General features: G+C 52.0%; 11 protein-coding genes and 1 pseudogene. 9 read left to right on the top strand and 3 right to left on the bottom strand.

Features of this window, described 5'->3' with window-relative positions; genetic code table 11:
• The first annotated feature begins 189 nt into the window (after window positions 1-189).
• Window positions 190-2,033 (top strand): annotated as a pseudogene (locus ACFPQ4_RS00590) (terpene cyclase/mutase family protein).
• A 2-nt stretch (window positions 2,034-2,035) separates the two neighbouring features.
• On the opposite strand, the gene ACFPQ4_RS00585 reads toward ACFPQ4_RS00590, so the two are convergent.
• Complete coding sequence (locus ACFPQ4_RS00585) at window positions 2,036-3,442, bottom strand: MFS transporter (RefSeq protein ID WP_378109761.1); 1,407 nt, start codon at window positions 3,440-3,442, stop codon at window positions 2,036-2,038.
• A gap of 113 nt (window positions 3,443-3,555) precedes the next feature.
• Here ACFPQ4_RS00585 and ACFPQ4_RS00580 point away from each other — a divergent pair, with 113 nt between their 5' ends.
• The 4 genes from ACFPQ4_RS00580 (at window position 3,556) to ACFPQ4_RS00565 (ending at window position 8,697) form a co-directional block, all read left to right on the top strand.
• Window positions 3,556-4,443, top strand: a complete 888-nt coding sequence (locus tag ACFPQ4_RS00580; protein ID WP_378109760.1) for a LysR family transcriptional regulator — start codon at window positions 3,556-3,558, stop codon at window positions 4,441-4,443.
• Window positions 4,444-4,537: 94 nt separating this feature from the next.
• The gene (locus tag ACFPQ4_RS00575) at window positions 4,538-5,911 is read left to right on the top strand and encodes an MATE family efflux transporter (protein WP_378109759.1); all 1,374 of its coding nucleotides are present in this window, start codon (window positions 4,538-4,540) and stop codon (window positions 5,909-5,911) included.
• 156 nt (window positions 5,912-6,067) lie between these two features.
• On the top strand, window positions 6,068-8,251 hold the full coding sequence (gene katG / locus ACFPQ4_RS00570; RefSeq protein WP_378109758.1) for a catalase/peroxidase HPI: 2,184 nt from the start codon (window positions 6,068-6,070) through the stop codon (window positions 8,249-8,251).
• Between the two features lie 32 nt (window positions 8,252-8,283).
• Window positions 8,284-8,697, top strand: a complete 414-nt coding sequence (locus ACFPQ4_RS00565; protein ID WP_378109757.1) for a Fur family transcriptional regulator — start codon at window positions 8,284-8,286, stop codon at window positions 8,695-8,697.
• A 118-nt stretch (window positions 8,698-8,815) separates the two neighbouring features.
• Here the strand turns inward: ACFPQ4_RS00565 and ACFPQ4_RS00560 are convergent, their stop codons facing one another.
• Window positions 8,816-9,358 (bottom strand): class F sortase, encoded by a 543-nt coding sequence (locus ACFPQ4_RS00560; protein WP_378109756.1) that lies wholly within the window; start codon window positions 9,356-9,358, stop codon window positions 8,816-8,818.
• A gap of 137 nt (window positions 9,359-9,495) precedes the next feature.
• Window positions 9,496-9,774 carry a hypothetical protein gene (locus ACFPQ4_RS00555; protein WP_378109755.1) on the bottom strand — a complete coding sequence of 93 codons (279 nt, stop codon included), beginning with the start codon at window positions 9,772-9,774 and terminating at the stop codon, window positions 9,496-9,498.
• A 421-nt stretch (window positions 9,775-10,195) separates the two neighbouring features.
• On the opposite strand from ACFPQ4_RS00555, the gene ACFPQ4_RS00550 reads away from it, so the two are divergent.
• The 4 genes from ACFPQ4_RS00550 to ACFPQ4_RS00535 all read left to right on the top strand — a co-directional run bounded on the left by ACFPQ4_RS00550 (window position 10,196) and on the right by ACFPQ4_RS00535 (window position 13,685).
• Window positions 10,196-10,525, top strand: coding sequence for an ArsR/SmtB family transcription factor (locus ACFPQ4_RS00550; RefSeq protein ID WP_378109754.1), 330 nt, complete (start codon window positions 10,196-10,198; stop codon window positions 10,523-10,525).
• Window positions 10,522-10,920 carry an SRPBCC family protein gene (locus ACFPQ4_RS00545; RefSeq protein ID WP_378109753.1) on the top strand — a complete coding sequence of 133 codons (399 nt, stop codon included), beginning with the start codon at window positions 10,522-10,524 and terminating at the stop codon, window positions 10,918-10,920. Before ACFPQ4_RS00550 ends, ACFPQ4_RS00545 begins: the two co-directional genes overlap by 4 nt.
• Window positions 10,921-11,037: 117 nt before the next feature.
• The gene (locus ACFPQ4_RS00540) at window positions 11,038-13,293 is read left to right on the top strand and encodes an ATP-binding cassette domain-containing protein (protein ID WP_378109752.1); all 2,256 of its coding nucleotides are present in this window, start codon (window positions 11,038-11,040) and stop codon (window positions 13,291-13,293) included.
• A gap of 20 nt (window positions 13,294-13,313) precedes the next feature.
• A complete protein-coding gene (locus ACFPQ4_RS00535; protein ID WP_378109751.1) occupies window positions 13,314-13,685 on the top strand; it encodes an iron chaperone in 372 nt (123 codons plus the stop codon).

Genomic DNA, 13,685 nt, shown 5'->3' with positions numbered 1-13,685 from the left:
CTATAGTTTTCATCGGTAAAACACCAGGGTGTTTTATACAATGTCCACTATAAGGGGTGCACTTCATCCCGCCGAATGAAGGCTTTTGTTGTCTAATAAGATGTTGGGAGGGAAGGGGGAGGATGACATTTGGACTTGAGCGGCCAAGTCGATCGAGAAATCGAACGATTAACGGAATTATTGTCCCGAATGCAGGCGCATGACGGATCGTGGAGACTATGCTATGAGAACGTCGTGCTCACGGAAGCGTATCTGATATTGCTATTAAGGACTTTAGAGGTGCCCGACGAGGCTCTTGTCCTGGAGCTTCGTTCCCGGTTGCTTGCCACCCAGTACCCGGATGGTTCATGGCGAGCCTATCCCGACGAGAAGGAAGGCAATTTGTCCGCTACGATCGAGTGCTATTATGCGCTTCTCTATTCCGGTTACAGCCAGGCGACCGATCCTCCGATGATGAAAGCCCGGACGCTAATCCTGCAAAAGGGCGGCCTTCCCAAGGTGCGAGGTTTAATGACCAAAGTCATGCTAGCCGCAACCGGACAGTTACCTTGGCCTCGTTACCTTAAAGTTCCCTTGGAGTTTCTATTGCTTCCTTCGTCGTTTCCGATCAATTTGTTCGACTTTTCCGTCTATGCCCGCGCGCATATGATTCCGGCTATGGTGTTGGCCGATCGCCGATTCAGCGTTCGAACGAGCCTGACTCCCGATATATCCGAGTTAATCGGTCACCCTCCGCGCGATAGCCAGTCCTTGTTCGACGACGAGCTTGAGCACGATACTCGCGACTTCGAAACGCTGCTCAATCAAATAATTAATGGCATTAACAGTATGGCGGTCATACCGAGCCAACGTCATGCGGAGGCGATCAAAAAGGCGGAAGTGTATATGCTTGAACGAATAGAGCCGGACGGCACGTTGTACAGTTATGCGACCAGCACTTTTCTGATGGTTTTCGCGCTGCTGGCTATCGGGTACGGCAAACGCCATCCGGTCATTCTGGGCGCAGTCAAAGGACTCCGATCCATGATCTGTCGAACTGAACGCCCGATATTCCTGCAAAATTCGCCTTCCGAAGTATGGGACACCGCCTTGCTAAGCTACGCCTTACAAGAAGCGGGGATGGCTGCGAATAGTACGACGATTCACCGAGCTGCTGATTATCTATTGTCCAAGCAGCATCGCAAACGCGGTGATTGGCACCTACATAATCCGAAGGCGATTGCCGGTGGATGGGGCTTCTCGGATTCGAATACGTTAAATCCGGACGTGGACGATACGACTGCCGCATTAAGAGCCATCAAAAACTTATCCAAAACCGCCCCTACGTACCTGGATGCCTGGAATCGCGGGATGAGCTGGCTGCTGTCCATGTAAAACGACGACGGAGGGTGGGCCTCGTTCGAGAAAAATACGGATCGTAAAATACTTGCGTCGCTACCGCTTGTCGAGGCGAGATCGTCAGCGATCGATCCTTCGTCGCCGGATTTGACGGGGCGAACGTTGTCGTTTTTAGGAAAATTCGCAGGGCTCGATGTCAGTCACAAATGCATAAACAAAAGCGCCGCCTGGCTTGTCGACAATCAAGAGAGCGATGGTTCCTGGTACGGACGCTGGGGCGTTTGCTACATCTATGGCACGTGGGCGGCGTTAACGGGCTTAAGGGACGCGGGAGTCGAACCCGATCATCCGGCCGTAAGCAAGGGGCGAAATGGCTAACCGTCATTCAAAATAACGACGGGGGATGGGGGGAATCGTGCAAAAGCGATACGATCATGCGCTACGTTCCCCTCAACGCAAGCACGCCTTCCCAAACGGCCTGGGCGCTCGACGCGCTCATCTCGGTCCATGCGTCTCCGACTCCAGAAATCGTTAAAGGAATCCAGCGCCTTATCGGTCTTTCTCAAGAAGACAGCTGGGTTACTGCCTATCCGACCGGCGGTGGCCTACCAGGTATCTTTTATAATCGCTATCATAGTTACGGGTATATATGGCCGCTGCTTGCGCTTGCACAATATAAGAACAAGTACGTGTAACTTTACAATTGAACGGTGTGAGCCTTCGACTTTTGTCGCTGCAACGACTTCCGGCCACGCCGGTTCATGGCGACCAATGCCAATGACATTGCCGTAAGGACAATCCCAAGCACTCGAAATCCCTCGAAGCTGAACTTGCCTCCCATGACGATGCCGATCAACAAAGAGGAGAGTATAGTACCTAAGTATCTTGAAGTACTGAACAATCCGGACGCGACGCCGATGATTTCTTTAGGCGAGCTTTGGAACAATGCTGCTTGCATGCCGACGTTGTTCAAGCCGTTGCTGACTCCGAAAGCCGCTAAAGCCAGACACACGCTAATTAACGACGAAGATTCATTTAAAGTTACAAGCCATGCCGATCCCAAAACCATTACGATCGCGGACAGCAACAAAGCCGGCTTAGGTCCTGATTTATCGATCCATCGGCCTGCCAACGGAGATGCAATTAACGAGCACGAGCCTAAACTTAACATCAGCATCCCCGTATGAAATTCGCTGACGTGACGTACCGTTTGCAAATACGAAGGCAGCCCGAAAAAGATCGAGTAAAACAGCGCGTTCACTAGCATGAACTCGACATTTACCCATGTCATGGCAGGAAATTGACCGAACATGCGCAACGGAATGAATGGCGAGGGAGTTCGTAGCTCATGACGCACGAAGGCTAAAAGCAGCATGAGGCCAATCAGTCCTTCAACGATATTCAACAGCGAGAAACTTCCGGATGATTTGCAAGAGAGCAAACCGATAAGCAAAGCCACCAAGCCGACCGAGAAAAGAAGCATCCCCGTCGCATCGAGCCGAATCATCCATTCGCGGAAGGAAACGTTGTTCGCAACGGATTTTCCCGTTTCGTCCTTAGGCAGCGTCCGCCAGGCTAATCCGAAACTCGCCGCCGCAAACGGAATATTGATGACAAAGATGGCCTGCCAATCCCACCATTGTATTAGGGCCCCGCCGATAAACGGGCCGATCGCTGCAGCCCCGGATAGGAAGATCGACAAGACGGACAGCGCGGTCGCTTGCTTTTCCGTAATATGAATGCGAACGATAGCCATCCCGACCGCGACCATCATGCTAGTTCCGATCGATTGAACGATTCGGGACACGATTAGCCATCCGAAGCTTGGCGATAGCGGAGCTGCCAGCGACGATACAATAGCCACCAAAAGACCGATTAGAAAAATGCTCCTGCGACCGAACAGATCGCTTGCTTTTCCCATGACCGGTTGAGCGATCGCGCTAGCGATGTAGAACGAGAAGATGATCCATGATACCGCCGTATAATCGAGTTCGTACGTCTTTTGCAGCCTTGGAAGCGCAACGGATACCATCGAAGAGTTTAACGGATTCAAGAGAATCCCCAAACCGACGGTAATCATTAACCACCAGCTATTAGCTTTCACATTGTGTCCCCCTCTAAGCGTGTTAATGAAAGCGTACTTGAAATGGATGATTTACTCCAACGCATTTCATGTTATGATTTCATTGACTTGAAGGAATGATCGGAGGGCGGTTAATGGAGCTTCTACAATTGCAGTATTTTGTCGCGGTAGCCCGCTTGGAACATGTGACCGAAGCTGCTCATAGCCTGCACGTCACGCAATCGTCGCTAAGTAGAACGATTCAACGCTTGGAGGAGGATCTAGGCGTCTCCCTGTTCGATCGAACAGGGGGGAAATTCAGACTCAACGAATTCGGAAGCCGATTCCTTCTCCGTGCCGAAAAGGCATTGTTAGAGCTGGAGCAAGGGAGGCAGGAGCTTAAGGACCTCACCGGCTTGGAACCGGGCACGCTCGAATTGGCGGTAACAACCGCAAGCACGTTGCCGCCCATCCTACGAGAGTTTCGGCATACGATGCCGCATATCCATTTCCACGTCCGAATGCTTGCCACGCAGGAGATGATTTCGCTGCTTCATCGAGGAGAGGTCGATTTCTGCTTATCTTCGCCTCCAATCCAGGGGGAGGATATCGAATGCCAAATTGTTTGCGTCGATCCGATTCTCGTCGCGGTCCCCAATGGACATCGCCTTGCCGACCGAGAGAGCATCTCTCTGATCGAATTGAAAGAAGAATGGTTCGTCGGCGTCAAAAAAGGCTACGGCACCCGGGACTTAGTGGACACTTTATGCGCCTTGGCCGGGTTCGCTCCTCATTACGTGTACGAGGGCGATGAACCCGCAAGGTTAAGCGCTCTCGTGGAAGCAGGAATCGGCATAGCCTTCATGCCAAGCACGGCAAAAAATGCGCGGGAACATATCCGATACGTCGCTATTGAAGATCACGAGCTGGCACGGGAAATAGCGTTAATGAGACACAAGAGCCGATACCTGTCGCGGGCTGCCCAGCAATTCCGCGAGGTCGTCGTCGCGTATTTCGAGACGTACCGCCGGCAAAATTCATAAATTTTCTAACTTCGCGCTATACATTGCTAGGTAGGAAACCGCATGGCGACTCTTTTACAATAAAAGATACGACATCACGGAGAGGACCTCAGCCATGCATGCGATAAACAAACACGATACGCTAGACCAGACGCCGACCTTATTCGCTTTGACATGGCCAATCTTCATCGAGCTTGCGCTTAATTTGCTGATGGGCATCGTCGACACTTTTATGCTAGGAAGATACGACGACAAGGCGGTCGCGGCCGTCGGCGTCGTGAACCAGCTCAACAATACGATGATTCTGCTCTTCGCGGTCGTCGCGACGGGGACGACGATACTGATCGCACGCAAAATCGGAGCCGGAAACCGTGACGAAGTTCCCCAGTTCGCCGCTTCCGCGCTCACGATGAACTTCGCTTTCGGACTGATCATCAGCGCGTTACTGCTAGCGGAAGGAGAGTCGATCCTTCGTCTGATGGGTTTGCAGGAGGAACTGATGCCTTACGCGATGCAATACTCGCACATTACGGGCGGGTTTATATTCGTGCAGGCGCTACTCCTTACCGCATCGGCGGGATTGAAGAGCCACGGCTTAACGCGTCAGGTCATGTTCGTCTCGATCGCGATGAACGTCATTCACATCGGCGGAAACTACGTTGCGCTCAACGGCTTTGTCGACATCCCATCTTTCGGCGTTCCCGGCGTCGCTGTATCTACGGTATCAAGCCGCGCGCTCGGCTTTACCCTCATGCTCGTCCTGCTGCTTCGCGTACTCGATAGAAAGCCGGGGTTGTTCGATTTCATTCGGCTCCGCATCCGTCATGTCAAAGAGCTGCTCGGGATCGGAGTGCCGGCAGCAGGGGAACAGATTTCGTACAACGTATCGCAACTCGTTATTACGAGTTTTATCGCGATGCTCGGCGTTACCGCTATGATTACGCGTATATACACGTTTCAAATTATTTACCTGATAACGCTGTTTTCGCTAGCGATCGCGCAAGGCACGCAAATTCTCGTCGCGCGGCGCGTTGGTGCACGCGATCCTGAAGGCGCATACCGAATAGGGTTTCGCAGCCTCGCGTACGGCGTCGGGATCAGTCTTGTCATTGCCGGGTTCTATAATCTAATCGGCGGTTTCCTCCTTAACCTGTTAACGGATAACGAAGAGGTCGTTACGATGGGGCGGAAGCTGTTGCTGCTTGCTTTTTTACTGGAGCCAGGTCGCGCCTTTAACCTTATTCTCATCAGCGCCCTGCGCGCCGCGGGCGACGTACGCTATCCCGTCTATGTCGGCATCGTGTTCATGTGGGGTCTCGCGGTCCCTAGCGCTTACCTATTCGGCATCCATCTTGGGCTAGGATTGTTCGGCATTCTCATGGCGTTCGTCATGGACGAATGGATTCGCGGCCTAATGATGGCGTACCGTTGGAAGAGTATGCGATGGGCGGAGACTCACGAGATCATAAAGCTATCGGATGCGAAATAAAGATGTAAGAGATGAGTACTCGACTAAGTCCGCGTAGATCGCGGGCTTTTTTAAATTGCAAATAAAACCGTTGATTTCTATTCTGTATTGTAATATAACTTAGATTATAGTAATTATAATCTACTATTTATTTTAAAAATGATCGGAGATGTGAAAATGGACACAATGGCAACGACTAATTCCGGAAAGTGCCCGTTCAATCACGGCAGCGCGACAAGTCACAAATCGAGTGGTACGACGAATAGAAATTGGTGGCCCAATCAATTGAACTTGAACATTCTTCATCAGCATGACCGCAAAACGAACCCTCTGGGCGAAGATTTCGATTACGCGGAGCAATTCCAAAAGCTAGACTACCAAGCGCTTAAGCAGGATCTACGCGATCTTATGACGGACAGTCAAGATTGGTGGCCGGCCGACTACGGTCATTATGGTCCTTTCTTTATCCGTATGGCTTGGCACTCCGCAGGTACATACCGCACGGGAGACGGCCGCGGCGGCGCAGGAACCGGCACGCAGCGTTTTGCTCCTCTTAACAGCTGGCCCGACAACGGCAACCTCGACAAAGCCCGTCGGCTATTATGGCCGATTAAGCAAAAGTACGGCAACAAAATCTCTTGGGCCGACTTGTTCATCCTGACAGGCAATGTCGCGATTGAATCCATGGGCGGCAAAACATTCGGGTTCGGCGGCGGACGCGCGGACGTATGGCATCCGGAAGAAGACATCTACTGGGGTAACGAAACGGAATGGCTGGGAGATAAGCGTTACACGGGCGATCGCGAGCTCGAGAATCCGCTTGCCGCCGTTCAGATGGGACTTATCTACGTAAATCCGGAAGGTCCGAACGGCAAGCCGGACCCGCTCGCAAGCGGTCGCGACATCCGCGAAACGTTCAAGCGCATGGGAATGAACGATGAAGAAACCGTCGCGCTCGTCGCCGGCGGGCATACGTTCGGCAAGGCGCACGGCGCAGGAGACGCCGCGCTCGTCGGCGCGGAACCGGAAGCCGCCGCGGTTGAAGCGCAGGGCTTAGGCTGGCTGAGCACGCACGGCTCCGGCAAAGGTCGCCACACGATCACCAGCGGTATCGAAGGTGCTTGGACGGCGAATCCTACGCAATGGGATAATGGGTTCTTCGAGCTATTGTTCGGATACGAATGGCAGCTCACGAAGAGCCCGGCAGGTGCAAATCAGTGGACCCCGATTAATCCTGCCGCGGAGCATCTCGCGCCGGACGCGGAAGATGCATCCGTTCGCGTGCCGACGATGATGACCACTGCGGATATGGCGTTGCGAGTGGATCCTGCGTACGAGAAGATTGCTCGTCGTTTCTATGAGAATCCGGATGAATTCGCCGATGTGTTCGCTCGCGCGTGGTTCAAGCTCACTCACCGCGACATGGGACCACGTGCAAGATATCTCGGCCCTGAAGTTCCTAACGAAGTTTTGATCTGGCAAGATCCGATTCCGACCGTAGATTATGCATTGACAGATGCGGAAGTAACGGAGCTTAAAGCCAAAATCCTTGAATCCGGACTCACGGTCAGCGAACTCGTTACGACGGCATGGGCTTCGGCAAGCACTTTCCGCGGCTCCGATATGCGCGGCGGCGCGAACGGCGCCCGTATCCGGCTTGCGCCTCAGAAAGATTGGGAAGCGAACCAACCGGGACAGCTGTCCAAGGTGCTTACGATCCTGGAAGGCATTCAAGAAGACTTTGCCGGTACGGTCAGTCTGGCTGATTTGATCGTGCTCGGCGGTAGCGCCGCGGTGGAAAAAGCCGCAAGCGATGCGGGCTATGACGTAACCGTTCCTTTTACTTCTGGACGCGGAGACGCCACGCAAGAGCAAACCGACCTAGAAAGCTTTGCCGTGCTTGAGCCGGTCGCTGACGGTTTCCGCAACTATCAGAAGCAACAGTATCGCGTAAGTCCGGCGGAACTTCTCGTAGACAAAGCGCAGCTGCTCAACCTTTCCGCGCCGGAAATGACTGCGCTTGTCGGCGGCATGCGGGTACTCGGCACGAACTTCGGCGGTACCGGACACGGCGTCTTCACCGATCACGTAGGCACGCTTACCAATGACTTCTTCGTAAATCTGCTTGACATGGGAATCGCTTGGGAGCCAGTGGACGGCATTGCCTTTAACGGTCGCGACCGCAAGACGGGCAAAGTCGTGCGTACGGCGACAACGGTCGACCTCGTATTCGGTTCGAACTCCGTACTGCGCGCCATCGCGGAAGTGTATGCGCAAGAAGATAACAAAGAGAAATTCGTGCGCGACTTCGTAGCTGCCTGGGTGAAAGTCATGAACGCGGATCGTTTCGATCTGAACTAAACGTATAAATATAAGGAAGAGGAGGGATCATCATGAGTAAGGATACAGTATTAGACCATATGAAAGAAGAGGGGCTGCGACTTACCCCTCAACGCGTTCATATCGTCGAACTGCTATTCGAATTGTCCCATCCGACGGCGGAGCGGATTTACTCCATGATGATCCAGAAGTTTCCTTACGTAAGCCAAGCGACGGTGTATAACACGCTTAAGAAGCTGAAGGAAATCGGCTTCGTCAAAGAGCTTACGAACGGCGACAAGTCCAGCAACTTTGAATTGACCGAGACGGATCATTGGCATTTTCATTGTAAAGCTTGCGGCGAAATCTACGATCTGGAGCCCGAAGAGACCGAAGCGCTGATGGCCGTCGGTACGCATAACGGTACGTTCCTGGTCGAAAGCTTTCAGGTCGAGTTTTATGGCGTATGCGCGAAGTGCAAGGCTTAATACTGCGAGCGGCCTTAGGCCTGATACATGTCGGAAGAGAGGCAGCTCCCGAGCGATCGGGAGCTTTCTGTGCGCTTGGCAGCGCATCGACTGATCCTCAGGCAAGCTGTCCCACTTCTTAGCTTAACCTCTTGGTGAATACAACAAGTCTTTCCTGATGTTCCTTTAACTTTCTACTATACTTACCCGCACATGTAATTAAGTTAAGATTAGATTCCTGGGTTGGACCGAATATCATGGCGATCGGGGCAACGGATTTACCATACGTTTTAACGGACTGTACGGCGAATTCAATATATTCTCCTCGTTCATTTTTAACGATAACGATATCTCCTGGTTTTAACTGCTTTAATCGAAAAAAAACCGCAGGTCCAGTACGGCTGTCATAATGACCGTCCATAACCGCATTCCCGACCGCTCCAGGCAATATTCCATTCGAGAGATATCCCACTGTGTCTGAACGATTAGGTACTCCCATCTGCCCGTTATCCATAACATCAACAAATTCTACCTGTGAATGAAGATCAATCGCAGGAATATATATTCGAGCTGGGGTTATTCCATTCGGATAGGGTTTATTCTTGGCAGATCGAACAGGTATAGGTTTCCTATCACTGTGGCTAGGTTCAACCTGCTGGGCAACTTGTGTTTTTTGTTTCATTTGGATCTCGTTATTTTTGCGTTCCTTAGCATGAGTACAACCGGAAATAACTGCGACTATGGCCACTACGACAATTAATATCCGCATATTTTTCATGTTAAGAAAAGAGGGGTATTGTTACATACCCCTCCATACTCCTATTCCGTTTGTTCGCTAGCGCCGCCGAAACCTGTTTTCGGCAGTTCACTGACATCTTTAGCTCTCAGGCTTTTAGCATGAAGGCTCTTAGCATGAAGGCTCTTGGCATGAAGGCTCTTGGCATGCGTCTTGGATTTGGCATGCATCTTATGATGCATGCTCTTCGCATGCAGTTTGTGTTCGTGTTTCTTCTCAGCAGCTGGCACCGCTGCATATGCTGCGGAACTTGCCGTGAAAATCATGCAAGCCGACACGATTGCAATTGCTGTTTTTTTCATTTTTATTCCTCCTCTAATGGTGTTCGGGATTTTTCCACCCCACAATAACATGTCTCCCTTCGTAACCGACAATGTCCGAGAAATTGTTCCACTCTTGCCGCATAAATGAAATGGATCCGAACCATAATAAAGTGGTTTTAAGGGAAATGGGTCTATGTTCTTTAACCGACCTTTACAATGAGCTTCATCCCCAAAGGGGATAAATACTGGAGGAGCCGTATGCGATGACCCGCAACGTACGGATCTGTGAGAGGCCCATGTAATTGCGCATGGGCCTACTCGATATCGTGTTGACACGACACCGAATGGTGACATATAATCAAATCGTCACCAATCGGTGTCCAATAGCCGGCTAATCGCTCGGAAAGGTTGGCACCAAATAAGCTTGTTCTTTTTATAAACCCATTTAGGAGAGGGTGTTGTGAACGAGAACGACTATTCGCGGGATGCGTTCGGCGCGATCGCGGATCCGACAAGGCGCCAACTCATTCGTCTGTTGGCCGAGGCGGGGGAGCTTCCGCTTCATGAATTAACGCCGCATTTTCAAATGGGCCGAACGGCGGTTTCCAAGCATCTGACCATACTTAAAGAAGCCGGTCTCGTACTGGACCGAAAAGTCGGCAGAGAAACGCGTTTTAGGCTAAACGCCGCGCCGCTTAAAGAAGTACAAGATTGGGTAGCTTACTATAGCAATTTCTGGAGTACGAATATGTTGCGCTTAAACCGACTATTGGAGGAGGAAGAACTATGAGTTTAACCTTGAACTTGGACTTTCAGTATACGACGACGATCGAGAAGCTATGGTCGGCTTTAACCGAGTCCGACAAGCTTGCCAAATGGGTCATGCCGAACGATTTTAAGCCCGTCGTAGGCCACAGCTTTACGTTTCGACAGACGCCGACCGAATATTGGGACGGGATCGTCGTAGGCGAAGTGCTTACCATGGACGCACCGAACCGGCTGTCCTACACATGGGGAAGCGGCGGGGAGAAGCACACGGTCGTCTGGACGCTGAAGGACTTAGGGGACGGCAAGGTTAACCTTAACCTCGAACAATCCGGAATCTCCAATAACCAGGCATTGGGCGGCGCGAAGTACGGCTGGACTAATATGTGCGGCGAGCTGAATAAGCTGTTGGCGCAGTAATCGGAAATAGGAAATATAAAACGGCTGCATGCACTTTGCAGCCGTTTTATGTTCGTTCGGACTGATGGTACAATGCAGGAATAGGTACGATTTTACATGGGCGGAAGGATGTTAACCTTGAACGAACCCAATCAGGAATACATCGTAATCTCGGGCGCGAGGGAAAACAATCTTAAGAACGTATCGTTAAGCATTCCGAAGCGGAAAATCTCGATTTTCACCGGGGTATCCGGATCCGGCAAGTCCTCGATCGTATTCGATACGATCGCAGCGGAATCGACGCGCTTGCTGAACGAGAACTTCAGCATGTTCGTGCGCACGTTCCTGCCCAAAGTTCCTCAGCCGGACGCGGACGCGATCGAGAACTTGAGCATGGCGGTCATCGTGGATCAGAAGAGGCTAGGCGGCGGTTCCCATTCCACGATGGGCACGATTACCGACATTTCTCCGATTGTCCGTCTGCTGTTCTCCCGGGCGGGCAAGCCTTTTGTCGGACAGTCGCATATGTTCTCGTTCAACGATCCGCAAGGCATGTGTCCGGAGTGCAACGGGATGGGGCGCAGCCTTGTCGTTGACATGAGCAAGGCGCTGGACATGTCCAAGTCGTTGAACGAAGGAGCCCTCCTGCTGCCGGACTATAAAGTGAACAGCATGGACTGGAACATGATCGTTGAAACTGGAGCCTTCGATCTCGACAAAAAACTAAGCGACTTTTCTAATGAGGAACTAGAGGAACTGCTATATAGCAAGGCGAGGAAAGTAGCGATGCAGTTCGGCGGTAAGTCCATCAATATTACCGTCGAAGGCGTTATCGAGAAGTTCACCAACAAATACATCAAGCAAGATCTAAAGGCGAAGTCCGAGCGCACGCAGCAAGCCGTTGCTCCGTTCCTAATCGAAGGGACTTGCTCTAGCTGCCACGGGGCGAGACTCAGTCAGGCCGCGCTCGGCTGCAGGATCAACGGGTACAACATTGCGGATCTGTCGGCTATGGAAGTCGGTCATCTCATCCGAGTTGTTCGCGAGATCGATGATCCCGTCGCGGCACCGGTCGTTAAGTCGCTGACGGAGCGGTTGCAGCACCTGGTCGATATCGGACTCGACTACTTAACGCTGGACCGCGAGACGGATACGTTATCCGGCGGCGAATCGCAGCGCGTCAAGATGGTGAAGCACCTGAGCGGCAGCCTCGTGGATGTCACCTATATTTTCGATGAGCCTAGCGTCGGCTTGCACCCTCGCGATGTCCATCGGTTAAACGAATTGCTGCAGAAGCTGCGCGACAAGGGTAATACCGTTATTGTCGTCGAGCATGATCCCGATGTAATTAAGGTAGCGGATCATATCGTCGACGTCGGGCCTCACGCCGGCAGTCGCGGTGGTAATATCATCTACGAAGGAAGCTACCAAGGCCTGCTAGAGTCAGGTACCCTCACAGGCACCCATATGAAACGGCCGTTGAGGCTGAAGCAGGATTGCAGAAAGCCATCCGGCAAGCTGTCCATCAAGGATGCGACGCTGCACAACGTACGGAACGTGAGCGTAGATATTCCAACTGGCGTGCTGACTGTCGTTACGGGTGTAGCCGGTTCCGGCAAAAGCACCTTGATAAACGATGTATTCCTCGGCAATCATCCGGATGCGATTGTCATCGACCAATCGGCGGTAGGCGTGTCCACGCGTTCGAATCCTGCGACTTACACGGGCATAATGGACGATGTGCGCAAAGCGTTCGCTACCGCGAACAAAGTCAATCAAGGCCTATTCAGCTTCAACTCCAAAGGCGCTTGCGACAATTGCCAAGGACAGGGCGTCATCACTATCAACCTTTCGTTCCTGGACAGCGTGGATCTACCGTGCGAAGTATGCGGGGGCAGACGGTTCAAGGAAGAGGTGCTCGAGTACAAACTGAACGGCAAATCGATAGCAGACGTGCTGGAGATGACCGTCGAACAAGCATTGGACTTCTTCGATCTCAAAGAAGTCGTACGCAAGCTGCAAGCGATGAGCGACGTCGGGCTGAACTACATTACGCTCGGTCAGCCGCTCAGCACGCTCTCGGGCGGTGAATGTCAGCGTATCAAGCTGGCAAGCGAGCTGCATAAGAAGGGAAGCATCTACGTGTTGGACGAGCCGACGACCGGGCTTCATATGTCGGATATCGGTCATTTGCTTGCGATCATGAACCGCCTCGTCGATGCCGGCAATACGGTCATCGTCATCGAGCACAACCTCGAAGTAATCAGCCAAGCGGATTGGATCATCGATATGGGACCGGACGGAGGCAGCAGGGGCGGACACGTTGTGTTCGAGGGTACGCCTTCGCAGATCATCCATGCGGAGCAATCGATCACGGGAAGATACTTGAAGTAGGGATAATGGGAGGGAATAACATGGATGTTTTCGTAGATTTTTTGTCTCGAATCGATAACCCGGAACATAAAGCCCGAACCGAAGAAGTTTTAACTTGGGTAGCCGAGAAGTTTCCGAATTTAGTGCCGATAATCGCCTGGAAACAGCCCATGTTTACCGATCACGGCACATTTATCATCGGATTCAGCGTATCCAAACAGCATTTGGCCGTAGCCCCCGAAAAGGCAGGGATGATTCACTGTGCCGCGGACATCGCGCAAGCCGGCTACGATCACACCAAAGAGCTGGTGCGAATGCCGTGGAATCGTCCGGTCGAGTTCTCGCTACTGGAGAAAATGATCTCGTTTAATCTACACGATAAGGCGGATTGTTCGACTTTTTGGCGGAAATAG

The organism is Cohnella yongneupensis, from assembly GCF_042655785.1.
Lineage (GTDB): Bacteria > Bacillota > Bacilli > Paenibacillales > Paenibacillaceae > Cohnella > Cohnella yongneupensis.
This window is presented reverse-complemented; position numbering and strand designations above follow the sequence as displayed.